The organism is Streptomyces sp. NRRL S-350, assembly GCF_000719705.1.
GTDB lineage: Bacteria > Actinomycetota > Actinomycetes > Streptomycetales > Streptomycetaceae > Kitasatospora.
Window position 1 is genome coordinate 71,177 of the sequence record NZ_JOHO01000004.1, and the last position, 22,181, is coordinate 93,357.

Annotated in this window: 18 protein-coding genes, 1 tRNA gene and 1 riboswitch; of the genes, 7 read left to right on the forward strand and 12 right to left on the reverse strand. The window is 74.5% G+C overall.

Annotated features, from left to right (window positions below):
* Positions 1-141: 141 nt before the first annotated feature.
* The 4 genes from IF30_RS0105710 to IF30_RS0105725 all read right to left on the reverse strand — a co-directional run bounded on the left by IF30_RS0105710 (position 142) and on the right by IF30_RS0105725 (position 4,515).
* On the reverse strand, positions 142-1,401 hold the full coding sequence (locus IF30_RS0105710) for an MFS transporter (RefSeq protein WP_037899088.1): 1,260 nt from the start codon (positions 1,399-1,401) through the stop codon (positions 142-144).
* Positions 1,402-1,453: 52 nt separating this feature from the next.
* Entirely contained in the window at positions 1,454-2,281 is an 828-nt protein-coding gene (locus IF30_RS0105715) for a MerR family transcriptional regulator (RefSeq protein ID WP_030232827.1), read from the reverse strand.
* Positions 2,282-2,410: 129 nt separating this feature from the next.
* A tRNA-Ser gene (locus tag IF30_RS0105720) sits at positions 2,411-2,498 on the reverse strand.
* A 79-nt stretch (positions 2,499-2,577) separates the two neighbouring features.
* The gene (locus IF30_RS0105725) at positions 2,578-4,515 is read right to left on the reverse strand and encodes a S1C family serine protease (protein WP_234322597.1); all 1,938 of its coding nucleotides are present in this window, start codon (positions 4,513-4,515) and stop codon (positions 2,578-2,580) included.
* A 208-nt stretch (positions 4,516-4,723) separates the two neighbouring features.
* Positions 4,724-4,869: riboswitch (TPP riboswitch) on the forward strand.
* Between IF30_RS0105725 and IF30_RS0105730 the strand changes: the two genes are divergently transcribed.
* The 4 genes from IF30_RS0105730 (at position 4,862) to IF30_RS0105745 (ending at position 9,192) form a co-directional block, all read left to right on the forward strand.
* Positions 4,862-6,295 (forward strand): purine-cytosine permease family protein, encoded by a 1,434-nt coding sequence (locus tag IF30_RS0105730; RefSeq protein WP_078891152.1) that lies wholly within the window; start codon positions 4,862-4,864, stop codon positions 6,293-6,295. (Overlaps the previous riboswitch by 8 nt.)
* Before the next feature lie 79 nt (positions 6,296-6,374).
* The gene (locus IF30_RS0105735; protein WP_078891153.1) at positions 6,375-7,199 is read left to right on the forward strand and encodes a glycerophosphodiester phosphodiesterase; all 825 of its coding nucleotides are present in this window, start codon (positions 6,375-6,377) and stop codon (positions 7,197-7,199) included.
* 405 nt (positions 7,200-7,604) lie between these two features.
* Positions 7,605-8,021 carry an ATP-binding protein gene (locus tag IF30_RS0105740; RefSeq protein WP_420791121.1) on the forward strand — a complete coding sequence of 139 codons (417 nt, stop codon included), beginning with the start codon at positions 7,605-7,607 and terminating at the stop codon, positions 8,019-8,021.
* Between the two features lie 187 nt (positions 8,022-8,208).
* On the forward strand, positions 8,209-9,192 hold the full coding sequence (locus IF30_RS0105745) for a DUF5926 family protein (RefSeq protein ID WP_030232841.1): 984 nt from the start codon (positions 8,209-8,211) through the stop codon (positions 9,190-9,192).
* Positions 9,193-9,513: 321 nt separating this feature from the next.
* Here the strand turns inward: IF30_RS0105745 and IF30_RS0105750 are convergent, their stop codons facing one another.
* Entirely contained in the window at positions 9,514-10,149 is a 636-nt protein-coding gene (locus IF30_RS0105750) for a bifunctional DNA primase/polymerase (protein WP_030232844.1), read from the reverse strand.
* A gap of 625 nt (positions 10,150-10,774) precedes the next feature.
* Between IF30_RS0105750 and IF30_RS0105755 the strand changes: the two genes are divergently transcribed.
* The 3 genes from IF30_RS0105755 to IF30_RS0105765 all read left to right on the forward strand — a co-directional run bounded on the left by IF30_RS0105755 (position 10,775) and on the right by IF30_RS0105765 (position 15,183).
* Positions 10,775-12,238: a PP2C family protein-serine/threonine phosphatase gene (locus IF30_RS0105755; RefSeq protein ID WP_078891154.1), complete on the forward strand. Its 1,464-nt coding sequence runs from the start codon at positions 10,775-10,777 to the stop codon at positions 12,236-12,238.
* A gap of 155 nt (positions 12,239-12,393) precedes the next feature.
* A complete protein-coding gene (locus IF30_RS0105760; protein ID WP_030232849.1) occupies positions 12,394-13,893 on the forward strand; it encodes an aminopeptidase P family protein in 1,500 nt (499 codons plus the stop codon).
* Positions 13,894-14,205: 312 nt separating this feature from the next.
* Positions 14,206-15,183: a helix-turn-helix domain-containing protein gene (locus tag IF30_RS0105765; RefSeq protein WP_037899136.1), complete on the forward strand. Its 978-nt coding sequence runs from the start codon at positions 14,206-14,208 to the stop codon at positions 15,181-15,183.
* A 19-nt stretch (positions 15,184-15,202) separates the two neighbouring features.
* On the opposite strand, the gene IF30_RS0105770 is transcribed toward IF30_RS0105765, so the two are convergent.
* From IF30_RS0105770 to IF30_RS0105800, 7 genes are all read right to left on the reverse strand, one after another.
* The gene (locus tag IF30_RS0105770) at positions 15,203-15,979 is read right to left on the reverse strand and encodes a MerR family transcriptional regulator (RefSeq protein ID WP_030232854.1); all 777 of its coding nucleotides are present in this window, start codon (positions 15,977-15,979) and stop codon (positions 15,203-15,205) included.
* Between the two features lie 212 nt (positions 15,980-16,191).
* Positions 16,192-17,418 (reverse strand): hypothetical protein, encoded by a 1,227-nt coding sequence (locus IF30_RS0105775; RefSeq protein WP_420791122.1) that lies wholly within the window; start codon positions 17,416-17,418, stop codon positions 16,192-16,194.
* A gap of 226 nt (positions 17,419-17,644) precedes the next feature.
* Positions 17,645-18,781, reverse strand: a complete 1,137-nt coding sequence (locus tag IF30_RS0105780; protein WP_158834772.1) for an LPXTG cell wall anchor domain-containing protein — start codon at positions 18,779-18,781, stop codon at positions 17,645-17,647.
* Between the two features lie 356 nt (positions 18,782-19,137).
* Entirely contained in the window at positions 19,138-19,788 is a 651-nt protein-coding gene (locus IF30_RS0105785; RefSeq protein WP_078891157.1) for an NAD(P)H-dependent oxidoreductase, read from the reverse strand.
* Positions 19,789-19,876: 88 nt separating this feature from the next.
* Positions 19,877-20,761, reverse strand: a complete 885-nt coding sequence (locus IF30_RS0105790) for an NAD(P)-dependent oxidoreductase (protein ID WP_030232865.1) — start codon at positions 20,759-20,761, stop codon at positions 19,877-19,879.
* Positions 20,762-20,907: 146 nt separating this feature from the next.
* Complete coding sequence (locus IF30_RS0105795) at positions 20,908-21,333, reverse strand: YunG family protein (protein WP_051709305.1); 426 nt, start codon at positions 21,331-21,333, stop codon at positions 20,908-20,910.
* 185 nt (positions 21,334-21,518) lie between these two features.
* The gene (locus tag IF30_RS0105800) at positions 21,519-22,112 is read right to left on the reverse strand and encodes a GlcG/HbpS family heme-binding protein (protein ID WP_030232870.1); all 594 of its coding nucleotides are present in this window, start codon (positions 22,110-22,112) and stop codon (positions 21,519-21,521) included.
* Positions 22,113-22,181 lie beyond the last annotated feature (69 nt).

A 22,181-nucleotide genomic window follows, 5' to 3' on the forward strand; every position in this document is an offset into this window, starting at 1 on the left:
CGCCACCTCCGCACTCTGCCCGGACGGCGGGAGCCGGGCAAGTGGGCCCGGTCCGTCGCGGGCCGGGCCGTTGCCGGGGGCCGTCCAACGCGGGACGTCCGGCGGGGGCCGTCCTGGCCGGGGTGCCGCCGCCCGGCCGGATCAGGCGCGGCGCAGGGCCGGGGTGGCCAGGGCGGCGAGGCCGGCGGCGGCGGTGGCGAGGGCACAGAGGAGGGTGGGCAGGGCGGCGCCGGCGCGGTCGGCGAGCAGGCCCAGCAGGACGTTCGACAGCACCAGCGCCAGGCTCTGCACGAGCGTGAGCAGTGACTGGACACGGGAGAGGTGGGACGGCGGCGCGCCCGTCAGTACCAGCGGACCGAGGTGGCAGGCGAACAGCCCCGAGCCGACCCCCGCCACCGTGCTGCCGACCACCGCCGGCACCGGCCCGGCGGCCGGCGCCAGCAGGGCGATCCCCGCCGACGCCGTGCAGAGCCCGGCCGCCGCCCCCGCACCGGCCCGGGGCAGCCCGCCCCGCCAGGCGACCAGGGCCGCCACCGCGAGCACCCCGGCCGCCTGCCCGCCCGTCACCAGTCCGGCCGTGCCCGCCGTCCAGCCGTGCGCCCGGGCGAGCAGCGGACCGAGGAGCGACACCACCGGCAGCAGGGCGCCGGCGGCCGCCCCCGTGAGCAGCAGCGCGGCCCGCAGCAGCGGGTCGCCCATGGCGAGCCGGACGCCGGACGCGGCCTCGCGCAGCAGGCCGGCCGAGGCGGCACCGGGCACGGCACCGGGCACGGCAGGGGGCGTCTCCGGCGTCGGCCGGACCCGCAGCAGGACCAGCAGGACGACCCCGAAGCTCACCGCGTCCGCCGCCGCGGCACCGGACAGCCCGCCGACGGCGACCAGCAAACCGCCCAGCGGCGCGCCGATCAGGACAGCGCTCTGCCCGCCGGCCTGGCGCAGGGCGAGTGCCCGGGGCAGCCGGTCGGCGGGCACCAGGCGGGCCGGCATCGACCCGGCCGCGGGGAGGAGGAAGGCGTCGACCGTGCCGATCACGGCCGCCGACACCACCAACAGCCACAGCGGCGTCCCCGGTGCGCCCGGGCCGCCGGCACCGTCCGCGCCGCCCGCCACGCACGCCAGGGCGGCGGTCGCGGCGAGCATCACCGCGTCGGCGGCGACCATCACCCGTCGGGCGCCGAACCGGTCCGCGGCCGCGCCGCCCGGCAGGAGCAGCACGGTGCGCGGCACGGTGATCGCCGTCAGGACGAGGCCCGCTGCCCCGCCACCGTGTGCGGAGGCCGCCCAGCCGAGGGCGAAGTACAGCGCGGCGTCGCCGAGCAGCCCGGCCTGGGCCCCGGCCAGCCAGAGCAGGTACGGCCCGGGGAGCGCCGCCGGTGGCGGCTCGGAGGAGGCGGTGGTCATGCCCGGCGACGCTACGACCCTCGACCTGGTCGAGGGCAAGAGCGGGCCGGTCCTACCGGCGGACCACCGGTTCCTGGAGTTCGGTGACCCACTGGGCCTGGTCCTGCGGGCACTCCAGGTACAGCTCCCGGGCGTAGCCGGCCGAACGGTAGCCGTTCTCCTCGATGAAGCGGGCCAGTTCCTGGACGGTGCCCAGCACCCCGTCCATCGCTCCCCGGTGAACGATGGTCGCCGCCCGCTCGATCGGCGGCAGGTCGAGCACCTCGAAGTCGTGCCCGCCCGGCCGCACCGACGCCCCGACCGGTACGGCCGCCAGGACCAGTACCGAACCGTCGCCCTCCGGCGCGTCCTCGTACCGGGCGACGGACGGACCGGTCGCCTCGACCCCGGCCCCGGCCAGCCGCCGGCACAGCTCGGCGAACAGCGGACCGATCACCGGTGTGATGTCCTCGGGCTCGTAACTCCTTGCCACGCCGGACAGTTGGGCCACCCGGACGGACGGCACCGACTTCACCACGACATCGTGCTCGGACATGGTCCCCTCGCTCTCGATCGTCCGGAGCCTCGCCTCCACCCGGGCCAACCGCTGCTCGTCCGCCGCGATCGCCTCGGCGAGCTGGGCCCGCCGCAGCCGCAGCATGCCGCGCAGTTCGGCCGCGTCCACCTCCTCGTCGAGGACGGCCCGCACCTGCTGCAGCGTGAAGCCGAGCTCCTTGAGCGCGATCACGCGGTTGAGCCGGGCGAGTTGGGACGCCTCGTACGAGCGGTACCCGCTGACCGGGTCGACCCGGGCGGGCCGCAACAGGCCGATCGCGTCGTAGTGGCGCAGCATCCGCACCGACACCCGGCCGTGACTGGCGAAGTCTCCGATGTTCAACATGGTGCTTCCACTCCACGGCCTCCCACGGTGTCAGGGTCAACCCCGCCCGCCGACCCGCCGCCGCGAACGCAGAAGGCGGGTGCCGACTCGATGTCGGCACCCGCCTCGAGCAGGTGGTTCTCCTACCGGCGGAGAGCGTGGGATTCGAACCCACGGTGACGGGTCACGCCACGACAGTTTTCAAGACTGTTCCCTTAGGCCGCTCGGGCAGCTCTCCAGGCGGAGGTCAGCCTAACGGGTCCGGCGGGGTTCGGTGCACACCGTTTCGCGGCGGTGCCGGTCGGTGGGCGGAGGGACTACTGGTCGCCTTCCCGCTGGCCGAGCGTGACCTTGGTGGTGGCGGTCTGGCCGTTGCGGGTGTACTCGACGTCGACGGTCTCGCCGGGCTTGTGCGTCCAGATCCGGCTGACCAGGGCGGGGCCGTTCTCGATCGGGACGCCGCCGAGCTTGGTGATGACGTCGCCCGGCTTGAGGCCGGCCTTGTCGGCCGCGCCGCCGGGGGTGACGGCGGGCTGGCCCTGGATGTCCTTGGTCTGGATCTGCGCGCCGTCGCCCTTGTAGTCGTCGTTGCGGAGCACGTCGAGCTTGGCGTAGACCGGCTTGCCGGTCTTGATCAGGGTGTCCGCGACCCACTTGGCCTGGTTGATCGGGATGGCGAAGCCCAGGCCGATGCTGCCGGCCCGGCCGTTGGCGGAGGCGTTGGACTGGATCGCCGAGTTGATGCCGACCACCGCGCCGCCGGAGTCGAGCAGCGGGCCGCCGGAGTTGCCGGGGTTGATGGAGGCGTCGGTCTGCAGGGCGTTCATGTACGAGGCCTGCGAGCCGGTCTCGTCGCCGGAGGCCACCGGGCGGTCCTTGGCGCTGATGATGCCGCTGGTGACGGTGGACTCCAGGCCGTATGGCGCACCGATCGCGACGGTGGCGTCGCCGACGTTGACCTTGTCGGAGTCGGCCAGCGGCAGCGGGGCCAGCTTGCTCTTCGGCGGGTTGTCGATCTTGACCACGGCGACGTCGTAGCCCTCGGCGTGGCCCAGCACCGAGGCGTTGTACGAGGTGCCGTCGGCGAACTTCACGGTCAGCTTGCCGCCGTTGAGGGTCGGCGCGACGACGTGGTTGTTGGTGAGGATGTGGCCCTCGGTGTCGAAGACGAAGCCGGTGCCGGTGCCCGACTCGCCGTTGCCCTGCGCCTTGATGGTGACGACGCTGGGCAGCGCCTTCTGCGCGATGCCGGCGATCGAGCCGGGGGCGGGCTCGTTCTTCTGGGTGTCGCTGGCCTGAACGGTGGTGCTGCGGTGGTCGTCCGCGGAGCTGCTGCTGCCGTTGCGGTCGGCGACGGTCACGCCCAGCGCGCCGCCGGCCACGCCGGCGACCAGCGCGACGGCCGCGATCAGGGCCACCAGGCCGCCGCGCTTCTTGCGCGGGCCGCCGCCGTGGGGGCCGCCGGGGTACTCGGACGGGTAGCCGAGCGGGCCCGCCGGGCCCCCGGGGTAGCCCGCGCCGCCGGAGGCGGAGTCGTGGGTGGGGCCCCAGCCGCCGAGCGGCTGGCCGGCGCCGAACGGGTGGTGGCCGTGCGCGGCGGGTGCTCCGGGGGCGGGCGCGCCCGGGGTGCCGGGGGCGGCGCCGTACGCGTCGTGCGCGCCGGCGGCCGGGACGCCGTGGGTCGGGGTGGCGTACGGGTTGCCGGCCTGCGGCAGCGCCGGGGCGGCGGGCGCGACGGCCGGGGCGGCCGGGGTGTCGGCGGGGGAGGGCGGGGCGGGCGGCAGGAGGGGCGGCGGCGCGTCGATGTAGCCGGTGGCCGGGTCGACGGCGGGCTCCTCGGCGACGGGTGCCGCGGGCGCGACGGCCGGGGCCTCCGGGGCGGGGACCTTGGTGAAGGCGACGGTGGGCTTGTGCCCGCCCTCCGCCGGGGCGGCTGCGGCCTCGGCGGCCTCCGCGGCCTCGGCGCCCGGAGCCTGCGCGGCCGGAGCCTCGGGCTGGGGCACCCGGCTGAACGCCATCGTCGGCTTGTGTCCGCCGTCCGCCGGGGCCGCGTCGGCCGGGGCGGCCTCGACGGGGGCGGTTTCCGCCGGGCCGGCACCCGCGTCAACGGCCTCCGGCTCGGCGACCCGACGGAAGGCCATGGTCGGCTGGTGCCCGCCCTGAGCGGGGCCTTCGGAAGCGGACTCGGCCGCCCTCCGGCCGGCGGGCTGCTCCCCCTGCGGCCCGGTGGGCCCAACCTCGCGCTCGGTGCTCACGGACGACCTCCATAGCTGGCAGAACCAAGGACCATAGTTTTTCGCACTGTCGATTCGATTGCCGTAAGGACCCCTCTGAAGAACTCATAAGAATCCTTAGCCGGCGCCGACGGCTGCGGCTCCCCTCCCCCGCCGGGCGTTCCGCGATGCGGACCGCGCAGGCCGTGGCCTTGGGTGTTCGCCCCCGTGCCGGTTAGCCTGTCGCTCCAAACTGACACGCGGGAGCTTGGACCGACCAGGCTGAGAGTGCGCATGTCGACCGTACGCCACGCGATCGCGGCGGACGTTCGAGGGGCGCTGACCGCCGGAACCTGTCCGGGTAATGCCGGCGTAGGGAGTATCGGCCATGCCGTCTGCTTCGTCATCCTCTTCTTCGGGCGCGCACGCGTCCAAGGATTTCCCCGAGTCCGCCGTCCCCGATTCCACCGCCGCGACCACCGCGACCGCCGTCCTGGATCCCGCCGGCCGGGTCGAGGCCCCGCTGGTGCTGGACACCGAGCCGCCGCGCACGCTGCGCTTCCGGGACCACTTCGCGCTCTGGATGAACCTGGGCGTCAGCCTGATCGGCTTCTCCACCGCCGCCACCGTGCTCGGCGCCCCCGGCAGCGAGCTGTCGCTGGCCGCCTCGGTGACGGCGATCGCGGTCGGCACGGCCGTCGGCACCGCGATGCTCGGGGTGGCCGCGCTGATCGGCGCCCGGACCGGCGCCCCCGCGATGGCCAGCCTGCGCGGGCTGTTCGGCACCCGGCTGTCGTACCTGCCGACGGTGCTGAACATCGTGCAGTGCGTCGGCTGGGGCGTGTTCGAGCTGCTGACGATCTCGGCGGGCGCCCAGACCGTCGCCCACACCACCGGCTACCGCTGGCTGTTCGTGCTGCTCGCGGGCGCGCTGACCACCGCGCTGACCATCTGGCCGCTGGGCTCGATCGCGGTGCTGCGCCGCTTCGTGGCCGGGGCGGTCGCCGTCGCGATGGTGTACTTCACCGTCCAGCTGGGCCGCCAGGGCGTGCCGGACCCGGGCGCCGGCAACTGGCACGGCTTCCTGGGCGCGACCGACGCGATGGTCGCGGTGTCGATCTCCTTCGTTCCGCTGGCCGCCGACTACACCCGGCACTCGCGCACCGCGCGCTCGGCGTTCTGGGGGAGCTTCTCCGGCTACACGATCGCCCAGGTCTGGTGCTACGTGCTCGGCCTGATGGCGCTGCTGCAGTCCGGCGGCGACCCGAACAGGATCTTCGACTCCTTCCTCGGCGTCTGGGCCGGCTGGCTGTTCCTGCTGGTCCTGGTGGTGCGCGAGACGGACCAGTCCTTCGCCAACGTCTACTCGACGGCGATGTCGGTGCAGAACCTGCTGCCGAAGGTGGACCGCCGGCTGCTGACCGGCGGGATCGGCGTGCTGACCACCGTGCTGGCGCTGCGGATCGACAAGTTCACCGACACCTACACCAACTTCCTCGGCCTGATCGGCTCGGTGTTCGTGCCGCTGCTGGCGGTGCTGGCGGTCGACTTCTTCCTCGGCGCCGGCCGGCACGGCTGGAACCTCTCCGAGGACACGCCGTCGCGCTGGACGATGCTGCTGCCGTGGGTGCTGGGCTTCGCGGTCTACCAGTTCATCGCGCCGACGGCGGTGGCCGGCTGGTGGACGGACTTCTGGACGTCCGCCCAGGGCGCCCTGCACTTCACCCCGCAGGAGTGGACCTCCGCCTCCCTGTTCGCCTTCCTGGTGCCGGCCCTGGCCACCTGGGCGCTCACCCCGCTGGCCCGCCGCGCCGCGCGCTGACGCCCGTCCGCCGAAGACGGCCCCGCAGGTTGGGGCCGTCTTCTCCCCCGCGTCACCTCCGCCGCCTATCGTTGGCCCCGTGACCAGCCCAGACCTGTCCTCGGCGGCGGCGCGCACCGCGCCGCCCGTCCAGGTGATCGCCCACCGCGGTTCCTCCCACGCGCTGCCCGAACACACCCTCGCGGCCTACCGCCGCGCGCTCGACGAGGGCGCGGACGCGGTCGAGTGCGACGTCCGGGTGACGGCCGACGGCCGGCTGGTGTGCGTGCACGACCGGCGGATCGGCCGGGTCTCCAACGGCCGGGGCACCGTCTCGGCGATGACGCTCGCCGAGCTGGAGGCGTACGACTTCGGCGCCTGGAAGACCGGGCGCCCCAGCACCGACCCGGAGCTGCGCGGCGTGCTGCGGCTGGAGCGGCTGCTGGAGCTGGTGGTGGACTGCGGCCGCCCGGTGGACCTGGCGATCGAGACCAAGCACCCGGTGCGCTTCCGCGGGCGGGTGGAGGCCGAACTGCTGCGGATGCTGGAGCGGTACAAGATCGGCGCGGCCCAGGAGGGCGACCGGCCGTCCGCCCGGATCATGAGCTTCTCCTCGATCGCGCTGAACCGGGTGGCCACCGCCGCGCCGGACTACCGGCGGGTGTTCCTCTTCGAGCGGATGCTGCCGCTGCTCGGCCGACTGCGCGAGGGTGCGCCGCTGCCGGGCGGGGCGCGGATCGCCGGGCCGGGCATCGAGCTGGTGCGGGCCCGCCCGCAGCTGGTGACCAGGCTGCGCGAACTGGGGCACCAGGTGCACGTGTGGACGGTGGACGAACCGGCCGACGTCGAACTCTGCCTGGAACTCGGGGTGTCCGCGATCATCACCAACCGGCCCGCGGAAGTGCTGGCGCAACTCGGCCGGTGATCCGCCGACGCACCGACGGCCGTGGCCGTCCGGGCTGGTCACTCTGGTCGGCAGCCAAACCTTCAGCGCTCGGTATTGCCGAATTCCCGCCACCGGACGACAGAGGGTGAGCAGGGAATGACCTCGTGTCGACCCTCGGTCGCGATGCTCGAAATGGGCTCGCGGGATCGTCCGGTGCTCGTTTCCGACGCATTACGAAGGGGCATCTCTCCCTCGGCTGACGCTGAAGGAGGTCCGGGGGTGGCGTTGATGGTGGCGCGTGAAGTGCCGACTTCATCGACCATGGCAGTGCCGCACGGCCCAGCGAGTGTCGGGGTCGCGCGGCGCCGACTGCGTCGAGATCTGGGTGACCGGCAGATACCGGAACCGGTCATCGATGATGCCGTACTGATCCTTTCCGAACTGTTGAGCAACGCCTGTCGATACGCCCGCCCGCTCGGTCCGCTGCCCGCGCTCGGCCGCAGCGCCCGGGCCGAGGTGCTCGGGCAGGTACTGGTCGGCGTGCCGTCCGGCGCGCACCCCGCGCCGGACGACCGGGAGCACGGCGAGGGCGCGGTCGAGCCGGACGGCGGCGTGCTGATCCGCTGGCAGATGCACGCCGACGGCGTGCTCACCCTGGAGGTCACCGACGGCGGCGCGGCCACCCGGCCGCTGCCCGCCAGCCCGTCGCTGACCTCCCGCGGCGGCCGCGGCCTGAGCATCGTCGACCAACTGGCCAGCGACTGGGGCGTGCGGGACGCGCCCGGCGAGGTCACGGTCTGGGCGGCGCTGCCCGCCCGCGCCCGGCACGCCCGGCGCGACGGCGGCGCCCGGAGCGCCTGAGGAACGGGTAGCGCACCGGGCACCCGTGGCGCGCGGCGCGGCAGCCCCAGCGCGGGGAACTCCCGTGGCGCGCGGCGCGGCAGCCGCCCGCCCCGGCGTGGATGCGCGCGCCGGGGCACGCACGGGTGCCGCGCGAACGTCAGTAGGCTTCCGGGAACAAGACCACCGTTCCCGGGAGAGCCGCACCATGGGCAAGAAGGCCGCCAAGAAGGCGCCGCAGCGTCAGTCCACCCCCGCCGTCACGGGCGAGGTCCCCGTGGTCGGGGCCCGCGAGGACTGCCCCTGCGGCTCGGGCCGCCGGTACAAGGCCTGCCACGGCCGGGAGGCGTCGCACGCGGTGCAGGAGCTGGTGCACCGCCCGTTCGAGGGCCTGCCGGGCGAGGCCGACTGGGTCGCGCTGCGCGAGCTGGTGCCCGCCGCCACGGTGCCGCTGACGCTGGCCGCCGGCGTGGCCGAGGGCGCCGTCGGCGACGTCCCCTCGGTGACCCTGGCCACCGTGCTGCCGCTGGCCTGGCCGGCCCTGCGCCGCCAGGACGGCTCGATCCTGCTGGGCCTGCAGACCCAGTCCGCCTCCGGCGACCTCAGCCGCGACCTCGCGGACGCCCTGGAGCTGGCCCTGGCCACCGAGCCGGGCAACCCGGTGCCGGCCCGCCGGACCGTCCCGGGCGGCCGCCGCCTGCAGGACCTGCTGGACACCACGGCCGCGTTCACGCCCACCGTGCACACCGGCTTCGAGTTCTGGCTGGAGGACGCCGAGACCGCCACCGGCGAGGTCGCCGCCTCCCTGGAGCGTGCCAACGCCTCGGCCATCCCGACCGAGAAGCTGCCCGGCCTCGACGCCGCCTACTGGTGCGGCACCCCGGACAAGAACCACCTGCGCTGGGTGATGACCGTGCCGGAGGAGAAGCTGCTGGACGCGCTGGCCCGGCTGAACGCCGCCGACGAGGCCTCGCTCGGCCCGGACACCCGCCTGGTCGGCTCGTTCCGTGCGCACGGTCTGACCGTCCCGGTGTGGGACCTGCCGCTGTCGATGACCGCCGCGGACTGCGAGAAGCCGGCCGCCGAGTTCGGCGAGCGGCTCGCCACCGTGCTCGCCGACGCCACCCCGCTGACCGCCGAGGAGCGGCGCGCCCGCGCGAACCTGGTGAACCGTCAGGTCACCTTGAACTAAAGCCCGCAGGATCCGAGTGATACGCGTCACATTGTCGCCGTGAACGCGCAATTTCCGGGCGTGCAGGGCGTCTTGGAAATTGGCGCGAGCGCGGATCCTTGTTACTGTCTAAAGAGTCCGGCCGCTGGTGCATCCCCCGTCGCCAGCGGCCGGATCTTTTGTTTTTCCGGACGGCCCCCGGAACCACCGCGGATCACCGCGTGGATCCCGGCACCGATCGACACCCGGATCCGGCGCCGATCACCGCGCGGATCCCGGCCCGGACGCCCCGCACGGACACCCCACGGATCCGGCGCCGATCACCGCGCGGACCACCGCGGTTCAGTACGCCGAGCGCCCGCTGTCCAGCCGGACCGTCGCCTCCACCAACTCGCCCAGCAGCGGGCCGACCTGCGGCAGCCAGACCCCGCCGCCCTCGCCCGGCCGGGGAGCCAGCACCCAGCGCACCCGGCCGGCCGGCTCGCCGGGCGGCAGGGCCAGGAAGCCGCCCGGCCCGTGGTAGCGCAACGAGCCGGGAACCCAAGGGAGTTGGGCGAGCATCTCGCCCAGCACCTCCAGCGAGTACGGGGCCACCAACAGCGCGTAGCGGCCCGGCATCGCCAGCACCGGGCCGAGCGGCATCCGCAGCGCGCCCAGGTAGGCCAGCGCCCGCGCCCCGGCCGCCGCGGGCAGGCTGACCGCCGAGAGGGCGGTGCCGGTGGCGGCCAGCACCGGCGCGTCCGGGCTCTTCCGCTCCCACCACCAGCGCACCATCCGGGCGTCCGTGGTGGCGGCCAGCAGCGAGGGGTCGTACGGATGGGCGCCCGGGACGCTGCAGTCCTGGTCACCGCAGGAGCAGCGGCCGCCGTTCAGCACGGTTCCCGGCACCACGGGCCAGCGGTGGTCGACGGCGGCCGTCAGGGCCGCGGACAGCCGGGCGGCACGCTCCTCCGACCGGTCCTTCGGGTTCTCACGCATGGCGCTCGTTCCTTTCCCTGACCGCTCGGTTCGCTCCACCTCCGTCGGCGTCGCCGGGACTCCCGCACGGGCCGGCCGCGGCACGCCCCCGGGCGGAGCGGGGCGGGGCGGCAAGGCGGACGGCAAGGCGGACGGCGCGGCTACGACGTGGAGCACGGTGTGGAGCACGACATGAGAAGGGCCGCGCACTGGAACAGCCCTTGGAACGAGAATCCCGTATGCGACCGGATGGACGCCGCCCGGGCGCGCTTGGTTCCACCGTACGAGTGAGAGAGCCCCGGCCGACCCGGCTCGCGGGCGGCGCGGGCATACGATCCGGACGGCCGCCCGGTCCGTCCCCACGGTTCTGCCCGCCCGCGGCTCGCTCCATGCCTCCCGGCCCGACCGGCGCGCGCCCCAGCCGTGCGCGCCCCCGACCGGGTCGCGGTGGCCGTGGAACCGGCCACCGCGTCGTCCTCGATCTGGACATGCCCCGAATGGCCTGTGTAGAAGTGGTGGCATTGCTGTCGATCAATGACGAGTAGTAGCGAATCGAGGCGAAACACGCCCTTTGGCCGTGCTCGCTCCACATCCGCCGTACCTGGGGGTTTCGCATGGCACGTAGCACCGCGTCAGGAGTGGCGGCATGACCGAGTCCCACCAGTCGGCGGCCCACCCGTCGACGACGACCGCCGAACCCGGCCGCCCCGGCTGCTCGGGCGGGCTCACCGTCCTCGACCCGCCGGGCCTGCCCGGCCCCGCCGACGCACCGACCGGGACGGCGGACGGCCCGGCGGACGACCGCACGGCACCGTCCACCGCGGTGCAGGACCGTTTGGCCGGACGCCTGTCCGATATCACCAGCCTGCACGAGCACACCGAACGGCTCGCCCGGGCCCGCGGCCTGGCCGCCACCCTGGACACCGTCCTCGCCTCCGGCGCCGCCCTGCTCGGCGCCCGCCGCGGCGTCCTGGTCACCAGGCTCCCCGGCGGCGGCCCCGGCCAGCCGATCGGCTTCGGCCTCGACCGCTCCAGCCTCGGCGCCCTGGAGACCGTCCCGCCCGAGCAGAGCCTGCTCGGGCGACTGCTGGGCGAACGGGACCGGCCCGAGCAACTGCACTCCCCCGACCTCGCCACCGACCCGGGCGTCGGCGCCCGGCTGCGCGAACTCGCCGTCCACCTCGGCCTCGGCGGCGCCTACGGCCTGCCGCTCGCCACCACCGAGGACGGCCCGCTCGCCGCCGTCCTCTGGTTCTACGACGAGCCCGCCGAACCGACCGCCTGCCAGCGCGAACTGGCCCACCACTACTGCGAGATCGCCGCCCCGCTGCTCGCCAAGCAGCTGGAGGCGGACCGGATCCTGCGCACCACCGAGGCCCTGCGCCGCGGCCTGCTGCCCGACCGCCTCCCCCAGACCGCAGGACTGCGACTGGCCGCCCGGCTCGTGCCGGCCGGACTGGACCGCTCCTGCGGCAGCGACTGGTACGACGCCATCCCGCTGCCGGACGGCACCGTCGGCCTCACCGTCGGCTCGGTCTCCGGCGACGGCCCCGGCGCGGGCCCCGGCTCCGCCCCCGGCGCGGCCGCCGCGATGGGCCGGGTGCGGGCCGCGCTGCGGGCGTACGCGGTACTGGAGGGCGAGGACCCGGTCTCCGTCCTGGGCGACCTGGAGCTGCTGCTCAAGACCACCGAGCCGACCCGCAGCGCCACCGCCGTCTACGCCTGGATCGAGCCCGAAGAACGCCGGATCACCCTCGCCGGCGCCGGGCACTGCCCGCCCGTCCTGGTCGGCCGGCACGGCGCCGAGTTCGTGGAGACCTCGCTCTCCGCCCCGCTCGGCATGCTGGCCTGCTGGGAGGCGCCCGGGGTCGAGCTCACCGCCGAACGCGGCGACACCCTGCTGCTCTACACCGAGGGACTGGCCCGCCGCTGCGGCCCGACCCTGCACGCCGGGCAGGCCAACCTGCGCCGGGCCGCCGCCGACGCCCCGCGCGACGTGCGGATCGACCCGGACCGGCTCTGCGCCCACCTGCTGGCCGTCTGCCCCACCCCCGAGACCTCCTCGACGGACACCGACGACCTGATGCTGCTGGCAGCCCGCTTCGAGTGAGCGCCCGCGCCGGGGGCCGTGGAGGCCCCCGGCCGAAGGCTGGCGGAGGGTGCGCGGCCGTGCGTCCGTACCATGGGAAGCACGGCCGCCCGCGCGTGTCGCGATCCGACACTCCCCCGAGGGGCGGCGGTACCACCCCCAAGGAGGCGTTGCACGTGACCGAGGACCGGACCCCTGCGGTGGCCGAGAACCCCGAGGCCGAGGGCGGCGAGGAGCCGCAGCAGTTCAAGGGCCGCAAGAACGGCCTCTACGGCGAGATCTCCGACGAACTGGCCGCCTCGATGAAGTCCGGCTGGGCCGACACCGAGCTGCACGGCCTCACCCCCCTCGCCCAGGCCCCGTACGCGGCCGCGCGCCGCGCCGCGCTGTCCGCCGCCTACCCCGGCGAGCGCCTGGTGGTTCCGGCCGGCAACCTGCGGGTGCGCTCCAACGACACCGACTACGCCTTCCGCGCCTCCAGCGAGTACGTGCACCTCACCGGTGACCGGACCGAGGACGGGATCCTGGTCGGCGAGCCGACCGGCGAGGCCGGCCACGAGTTCGTCCTCTACCTGCTGCCCCGCTCCGACCGCGAGAACGGCGAGTTCTGGCTGGACGGCTACGGCGAGCTGTGGGTCGGCCGCCGGCACAGCCTGAGCGAGCAGGAGCAACTGCTCGGCCTGCCCGCCCGCGACGTCCGCAAGGCCGCCGAGGAACTGGCCGCGCGGGCCGGCGAGTCCGCCGTGCCGACCCGGATCGTCCGCGGCTACGACGCCGGACTCGAGGCCGCGCTCGCCGACGTCCTGGACGCCGACAAGGACGCCGAGTTCAAGGAGTTCCTGAGCGGCCTGCGGCTGGTCAAGGACGAGTGGGAGATCGGCGAGCTGCGCGCCGCCTGCGACGCCACCGTCAAGGGCTTCACCGACGTGGTCCGCGAGCTCGGCCAGGCCGTCGCCACCTCGGAGCGCTGGATCGAGGGCACCTTCTGGCGCCGCGCCCGGGTCGAGGGCAACGACGTCGGCTACGGCACCATCGCCGCCGCCGGCCCGCACGCCACCACCCTGCACTGGGTCCGCAACGACGGCGACGTCCGCCCCGGCGACCTGCTGCTGCTGGACGCGGGCGTCGAGACCCACACCCTCTACACCGCCGACGTCACCCGCAGCCTGCCGATCAACGGCCGCTTCACCGAACTGCAGCGCAAGATCTACGACGCCGTGTACGACGCCCAGGAGGCCGGCATCGCCGCGGTGAAGCCCGGCGCCCGCTTCCGCGACTTCCACGAGGCCTCGCAGCGGGTCCTCGCCGAGCGGCTGCTCGCCTGGGGCCTGCTGGACGCCTCGGTGTACGACGTCGAGAAGGTCCTGGAACTCGGCCTGCAGCGCCGCTGGACCCTGCACGGCACCGGCCACATGCTCGGCCTGGACGTCCACGACTGCGCGCACTCCCGCCGCGAGGAGCACGTCGACGCGCTGCTGGTGCCCGGCATGGTCCTCACCGTCGAGCCCGGCCTGTACTTCCAGCAGGACGACCTCACCGTGCCGGAGGAGTACCGCGGCATCGGCGTCCGGATCGAGGACGACATCCTCGTCACCGCCGACGGCAACGAGAACCTCTCGGCCGGCCTCCCCCGCCGCGCCGAGGACGTCGAGGCCTGGATGGCCTCGCTGGCCTGAGCCACGCACCACGTCGAAGGGCCCGGCCTCCCCAGCAGGGGGAGCCGGGCCCTTCGGCTTCGACCCGGGCCGGGGCGCCGCTCGCCCTGAACGGGACCGGGCACCTCGCCACGGACCGGAAGTGAGGGGCACCGACCGGTTCGAAGAGAATTCCGACGTGGCCGGGACGGCTACACTCACCGGCATTCCGCCACCCGTGAGCAGGGGGTTCGCATGACCGAGCAGAACGTCGAGGGCCCGGTCGGCACCGGGCAGGCGGCCGCCCCCCGGCCGCAGCCGGTGGACATCGCCGTCGGCCGGCGCCCGGAGCCCGTGCACGACGTCGCGGTGTACGCCTTCGACGGCATGGCGCCGTTCGAACTCGGCGTGGTGGTCGAGGTGTTCGGGCTGGCCCGACCCGAGCTCAGCGGGCTGCTGGCGGCGCCCTGGTACGGGCTGAAGGTGTGCGCCGACCGGCCGGGGACGGCCCTGGACACCGTCGGCGGCTTCGCCCTGACCGCCCGGCACGGGCTGGACGAACTGGCGGCGGCCGACACCGTGGTGGTGCCCGGCGTGCCGAACCCGTTCGGCGGCGAAGTCTCCCCCGCCCTGGTCGCGGCCCTGCGCACGGCGCACGAGCGCGGCGCGCGGATCGTGTCGATCTGCTCCGGCGCGTTCGCGCTCGCCGCCGCCGGACTGCTGGACGGCCGGCAGGCGACCACCCACTGGCGGTACGCCGAACTGCTCCAGCAGCGCCACCCGACGGTGCGGGTCGACCCGGACGTGCTGTACGTGGACAACGGGGACGTGCTCACGAGCGCGGGCAGCGCCGCCGGGATCGACCTGTGCCTGCACCTGGTCCGCCGGGACCACGGCGCCAGGGTGGCCAACAGCGTGGCCCGCCGCTTCGTCGTGTCGCCCCACCGGGACGGCGGGCAGGCCCAGTACATCGAGGCGGCGGTCCGCCCGGTCGAGGGGGAGGACGACGGGATCGCCCGCAGCATGCAGTGGGCGCTGGACCACCTGTCCTCCCCGCTGACCATCTCGGTGCTGGCCCGCGCCGCCCGGATGTCCGACCGCTCGTACCTGCGGCACTTCACCGCCCGCAACGGGACCAGCCCGATGCGCTGGATCGTCACCCAGCGCATCGCGGCCAGCCTGCCGCTGCTGGAGTCACCGGACGGGACGGTGGAGGAGATCGCCGCGGCGGTCGGCTTCGAGAGCTCCGCGACGTTCCGCCACCACTTCGGCCGGGTGATGCGCACCTCCCCGACCGCCTACCGGCGCTCCTTCGGGCGCGGGGTGGCGTGACCCACCGGCCCTACCGGCCCTACCGGCCCTGCTCGCGCCGGTCCGCGTTGGCGACGATGGCGTCGTGCAGCCACTGCGCCAGGCCCGGGGCGACGTCCTCGTACGTGCTCGTCCAGCGCGGGTCGGACACGTAGAGCCCGGCCAGGCCACGATGGATGGGGTACGTGCAGTCGTAGAAGTTCTGGCAGATGTGCTGCCGGTGCGCCTCGGCGAGGTCCGTGGCCACCGTGCCGTCTGCGGGCTCGCCGGCGGCGATCGCCGCGGCCAGGCGGGCGTTCAGCTCGGTCATCTCGGCCTGGATCCGCTGCCAGTCGGCCTTGGTGTAACTGCCGGTGCGGCGCTGGGACTCCGCCCAGGCCGCGGTGTCGCCCCAGCGCTGCTCGGCCTCCTGCTCCCACTCCTCCTGGTAGCCCTCGCCGAAGATCTCGAACTTCTCCTCCGGGGTCAGCTGAATGCCCATTCTCCGTGCCTCCATGGCGTGTTCGACGGCTGCGGCCAGCTCCTGGAGGTGACTGATCCGGTCGGTCAGCAACTGGTGCTGCCGCCGGAGGTGTTCACTCGGACTGACCGAGTCGTCGTCCAGGATCGCCGCGATCTCCTCCAGGGGGAACCCGAGTTCGCGGTAGAAGAGGATCTGCTGCAGCCGGTCGAGGTCGGCGTCCCCGTATCGGCGGTAACCGGACCGGGTACGGCCGACGGGGGACAGCAGGCCGATCTCGTCGTAGTGGTGCAGAGTGCGGACGGTCACCTTGGCGATCTTCGCCACGGCACCGACCGAATAGCCCTCACTGGTCATCGGGGTTCCTCCCTGGTGCTGCCCACCAGCCTCGGCTCTCACGTCGCGTGAGGGTCAAGTCCGAGGCGAGAGCCCGAGGCGAGAGCCCGAGGCGCGGGCTTGGGACGCGGGCTTGGGACGCGGGCTTGGGACGCGGGCTTGAGGCGCGGGCTTGAGGCGCGGGCCCCACGCGCGGTCCCGCCCCGCGGTCCCGCCGGTCGGCGCGCGGCCGTTCACGACCCGGCGCCGACCAGCACCCGCTCACGCCGCCGGGCCGCCCGGCGTCCGCCGTCGCCGTGCGCCCTGGGCCGCGGGCGGCGGGGCTGCTGGGTCGGCCAGAGCAGCACGTACGCGGCGGAGACCACCACGAAGGCCAGCCGGACGAAGCCGCGGGCCGAGTCCGACGGGATGACCAGCGTGCCGCCGTACAGCGCGACCAGCGCGATCCAGCTCCACCACGGGACGAGCCGCTTCTGCCCGACCGCGTCCCAGAGCAGCGTGCCGAGCAGGATCGACGCCGTGTAGTAGGTGTAGACGCTCGGGTCGAGCAGGATCCGGGCGTCCGCGCCGAGCAGCACCACCGCAGGCCAGCGGCCGCGCCACACTGCGATGCTGCCCAGGCCGAGGCCCAGCGCGAACTGGGTCGGGCGGTCCCACCACGGCGTGGCGGGGTCGGTCACCCCGAACCAGCGCAACGCGGAGGCCGGCTGGTTGGGGATGGTGAACTTGGCGGCCGCCATGGTGTCCAGGTTGCCCAGGTAGAACGGCAGCCAGGCGACCGCCACCAGGGCGGCGAACCAGAGCGCGGTGCGCAGCCAGGTGCGCCGGGGCAGCGCCAGGATCAGCGGCGCGAAGGCGATCGCCCAGGGTTTGGAATCCACCGCGAGTGCCAGGAAGAGGGCGACCTGGGTCGGCTTGCCACGGGCCAGGGCGTGCGCGGCGAGGGTGGTGAAGAACAGCGCGAGGACGTCGTCCAGGTGCGCGAAGCGGACCGACACCTCGACCCACATCGGGATGAACGCCAGCCCGGCGATCAGCAGGCGCTGCTGCAGTCGGCGGTGGTTGGTGCCGGTGCCCAGGTAGTAGAGGGCGGCGGTGCGCCCGACCACGACCAGCATCACCAGGCCGAGCGCGGCGCTCGCCGCCTCGGCGATCAGCTCGCCGGTGTGTGCCGAGAACGGGGCGGTGAGCCCGGCCGCGGCCAGGCTGACCGGGCCGATCTGCAGCTCCGGGTGGTGGGCGTAGAGGGACAGGCCACCGTCCGACTGGCCGCTGAAGAGCAGCTGCTCGCCCTGGCGCAGGTAGTGCCAGGAGAAGCCGCCGCTCGGTTCGACCAGGAAGAACCAGAGCACCGTCCAAGCGGCCAGCAGGACGTGGTGTCGGCGGAGCGGCAGCCCCGCGATGCGCCCGGTCGCCGCCTCGTAGTCGGTGCCGGTCCGTGCCGTGCGTGCTTCCCGCACCTGTCCTCTCCCCGCCGGTTCCGCCCCCCTCCGGCCGGACATCCTATGTGACGCGGGAGTACCGTCCGTGCCGCCCGCGGTCCCGTCCGGTGGACGGGCGCGGGCGGCGCGGGGCACTCGGGCGACGCGCCCCCGGACCGTGCTGCTCCGATGCCGCTCGGGTGCAGATCCGGTGGTGCGTCGGTGGTGCTTCAGCGGTGGTCCGGCGCCGGAGCGCCACCGTGCGTCAGCCCTGCGAGCCGGTCTTGCGGCGGCGCAGCACCACCAGGGTGCCGACACCGGCCACCAGGACGGCGGCACCGGCGGCCGCGATCGCGGTGGTGTCGTCGCCGCCACCGGTCTGGGCCAGGGTCTTGTCGCCGTTGTCCGCGGCGGCCTTGGCCTTGCTGACGCCCGCCGGGGTGAGCGGCGGCGGGGTGATGACCGGGGTCTCCACCGGGAAGTCGATCGGGCCCGGGGTGTCGCCGCTGCTCTCGCCCGGGGCCGGGGTGGCGGAGGACGAGCCGGGCGACGGCTCGTTGGTGGGCGGGGTGGTGGGCTTCTCGGTCGTCGGGCCGGTGGGAGACGCGGGGACGGTCGGGGAGGCGGTCGCGGGGACGGTCGGGGAGGCGCTCCCCGACGGCGAACCGCTCCCGCTCGGGCTCGGCGTGCCCGAGTGGCTCGAGGTGGGGCTGGGGCTCGGCTTGCCCGTGTGGGTCGGGGTGGGGGTCGGGCTCGGCTTCCCGCCGTGGGCCTTGATGACGAATCCCACGCCGCCGTCGCAGCTGAGGCGGCCGTTGTCGACCGGCTGGTGGCTGGTGTCGTCGAGCTGGGCGGAGAAGACCACCGGGATGACGCCGGCCCGGCCGAGCGGGGAGTCGTCGGCGAAGGAGGCCCGGACCTTGATCGCGTAGTTGGTGCCGCGGTTCACCACGTGCAGGTCATCGTCGACCGGGTTGCCGGCCGCGTCGAGGGTGCCGAGCATCAGCAGGACCGAGCTGTTCTTCTCACCGCTCTGGTCGGGCGCGACCACTGCGGTCTGCCACTGGCCGCCGGGCAGCTGGAACTGGACCTTGAGGTCCTTCGCCTGCAGCGAGCCCGCCTTGTTCCTGAACTTGAGCAGCGGGATGAAGACGAAGTCGTGCTTGGTGCTGTTGTCGATCCTGAAGGTGAACTCGCGGGCGTCGCCGCCGGCGATGAACGTGCCGGGCACGCCGTTCAGCGAGAGGTCGAGGCTCGCGTGCGACGCCTTGTCGGCCGACGGCGCGACGGCGGACGGGGAGCCGGTGGTGCCGACGGCCATGGCGCCCTGGGCGCCGGCCAGCACGAGCGAGGACGCGAGCGCGGCGGCGCCGGCAAGGGCAAGACTGCGACGTATGGACAAGGAGACCTCACGGAAGTTTCCGGGCGAGGCCCGGGCGCGAGAGGGCGGCCGCAGACGCCGCGAACCCCCCGCGAAGCTGAAAGTCCGACGGAGAGTACCGAACGATCGAGCCGGTCCGGAAGGCGGGTGCCGCACTGGGACGGGGCCTCGGAACCGGACCGTCCGAATAGTCCAACTCTGTGCAGTTGCAAGGCTTTTGTGCTTTGCCAAAAGATGACCCGCAGGTGACGGGTACACGCCCGCCGACGGCCGCGTCGCAGCAGGTGACGGGTACACGCCCGCCGGTGGCCGTGTCGCAGCAGGTGACGGGTACACGACCCCCGGCGGCGGACCCCGGCGACCGCCCCGCGCGGGACTCAGTCGGCGAAGAAGGACTTGGCCGCGATCAGCGCCCGCTCGTCGCGCAGGACGTCCCCCGGGCGGGTGCCGTTGCCCAGCAGCGCACCGCCCCAGCGCATCCCCATGTACTCGGCGGTCAGCCGGAGCGTGCCGATCAGCGGCTCGGCCTTGTCCTCGCCGTCGGCCAGGGCGGTGACACCCCAGAGCGTGCCGCCGCGCATCCCGGCGAGGAAGTCCACCCCGGGCGCCCGGAACCACCCGGACCAGTAGTCGAGGTAGAGCTTGGCGCTGGTCGGCAGCGAGTACCAGTAGAGCGGCGCGACGAACACCAGGTCCGTGGCGGCCAGGGTGGCGTCCAGCAGGGTCCGTTCGTGGCCGACCGGCTCGGGGGAGCGGCCGTCACCGGTGTGCCGCAGGTCCTGGAAGGGCGGCAGCGGGTGATCGTCCAGCCGCAGCCAGCGCTGCTCCGCCCCGGCCGGCAGGCTCGACTCGGCGGCCAGCCGGGCGAGCTGCACGGAGTTGCCGTCGACACGCGCGCTGGAGTCGAGGAACAGGAACCGACGTGGCGCCCCGGCACCGGACGGCTCCTGGGAGGGCCGGGCGGAGGGTCGGACGGAGGGCTCGGCGGACGGCTCAGCAGACGGCTGGTCGGACGGCTGATCGGACATCGGAACTCCCCCGGTCGGATGCTGCACGGTCGGACGTGCGAGCAGCCGCCGCGCGCCGGTTATTCCACGCCCGCGCCCCCGCCCGGGCTCACTCCGGCAGCCCGGCCCGACGACGGGCGACGGCAGCGACCGCCGCCCAGTCCTTGTCCTCGTCGCCGTGGGCCAGCGCGTCCAGGAAGGCGTCCCGCAGGACGCTGCCGAACGGCAGCGGGACGTGGCGCGCGGCCCCCGCCTCCAACGCGAGGCCGACGTCCTTGAGCCCGAGCGGCAGCCGGAACCCGGCCGGCTCGTAGCGGCGCTCGGCCACCATCGCGCCGTAACCCGAATAGACCGGCCCGGGGAAGAGCGTGCCGGTGAGCATCTCGATCAGATCGCTCGGCCGGACCCCGTTGGCATCGGCCAGGCTGCACGCCTCGGCCATCGACTCGATCGCGCACGCCAACAGGAAGTTGGCGCTGATCTTCGCGGTGTTGGCCTGCCGGGGGCTCTCGCCGAAGTGCCAGGTGCGCTCGCCCATCGCGGTGAACAGCGGCTCGGCCCTCACCAGCAGGTCCGCCGGGCCGGCGGCCAGGATGTTCAGCCGGCCCTCCGCCGCGACCGGCGGCCGGCCGAGGACGGGCGCGGCGACGTAGCCGATGCCGTACTCGGCGTGCAGCGCCTCGGCCCGCTCGGCGAGGCCGAGCGAGACGGTGGCCATGTTGACGTGCAGCGTCGCCTTGGCGCCGGCCAGCAGGGCGGGGTCGAGCAGCAGCCGTTCGACCGCCTCGTCGTTGGCGAGCATGGAGACCACCGTGTCGGCGGCGAACACCTCGGCGAGCGAATCGGCCGCCTCCGCGCCCTCGTCCGCCATGGCCGCCACCGGCCCGGACGACCGGTTCCAGACCCGTACGGCGTGACCGGCCCGCAGCAGGCTCCCCGCCATGCCCCGGCCCATCGCACCCAGCCCCACGAAGCCGACCGTCGTCCCGGTCATCCGCACACTCCCGTCGTCGTTGCCGCCCACCTGCGGGCGACTGTACGACAGGAGCCGGGCCGGGCGACGCCTCCTGGGGCTCCCCCTGCCCGGCTACCGTTCGCGCTGGTCGGCCCGGCGCTGGTCGGCCCGGCGCGCTGGTCGGCTCAGGCGCAGGCGCGCGCCGGCATCCGGGTGCGGTGCGCGGCGGCCCCGCGCTCCAGCTCGGCGACCACGCGGCTGCGCAACAGCTCGTACTGCGCCTGCAGCCGGCCGGGGCGGGCCGGGCGGGCGACCGGGCGGGCGGGGCCGATCAGCTCGTCGGGCCCGAACTGCTCACGGGTGAGATCGATCTCGAAGCCGGTGGCGAAGCGGTTCCACCAGTGGAGGTCCGTCCGGACCCCGTCGACGTGCACCTCGCCCATCATCAGGTCGCCGCCGAGCAGGTCGTGCACCACCATCGCGGTCACTCCGCACTGGCCGCGGGCGGGATTGTCGGGACGCCAGTGGGCCAGATCCTCGGGCGCACAGGTGTCGACACCCCAGGAGGAGCGGATCGCACGTTCGATGTCGTTGAGGGTCCACGCCGTCATATCGGGAAGCCTGCCACGCGGCACTGACAGCGGCACCGGCTTTTCGAAGGGTCATCCCGTGTTCTGCGACAGCCCTCCCGGCGTTCACCCGAACGAGTCAATGACCCGGCCGGTCGGCCCTCCCACCGCGGTGCCCCATCGGCGGGGTGGGCCGGCCCGTCCGGGCGACCGGGCAGGGGCGGCCGTCACTTGGACAGCGCGGCGACACCCGCCTGCGCGAACTGCTCGTCCAGGTCGCCGCTCGGCGCGCCCGCGACGCCGACGGCCGCGACCGGAGCGCCCTTGGACTGCACCGGGGCGCCCCCGGCCAGGAACAGCGTGCCCGGGATGTCCTTCAGGTTCGGGGCCTGGGCCAGCCGCTTGGCCAGCTCCGAGGTCGGCGCGTTCCAGGAGACCGCGGTGAACGCCTTGCGCTCGGCCGACTCCGGGGCCTGCGGGCCGGAGCCGTCGCCCTTCAGCAGCACCCGGGTGACGCCGTCGCGGTCGACGACCGCGACCGAGACGTGCTGGCCGGCCTTGTCCGCCGCGTCCAGGGCGGCCTGGGCGGCGCGGGTGGCGGCGTCGATGGTCAGGCCGCTGCTCTGGGCGAGGTTCTTGTTCTGGGTGTCGGCCTTCACCGCGGCCGGGGTGGCCGGGGCCGCGGCCGGGGCTGCGGCCGCGGTGGCCGGGGTCTCGGAGGTCTCGGCGCTCGCCGAGACGGCGCCCACGGTGGCGGCGGCGAGCGCGGCGACGGCGACGGTGCCGGTCAGCACCCGGGTGCGCACGGAGGTCTTCTTCATGGTCCAGCTCCTCAGCGGGTCTGCGGGGTGGTGCGGAGGGATCGGGGTCCGCCGGGTCGGGGACGCCCG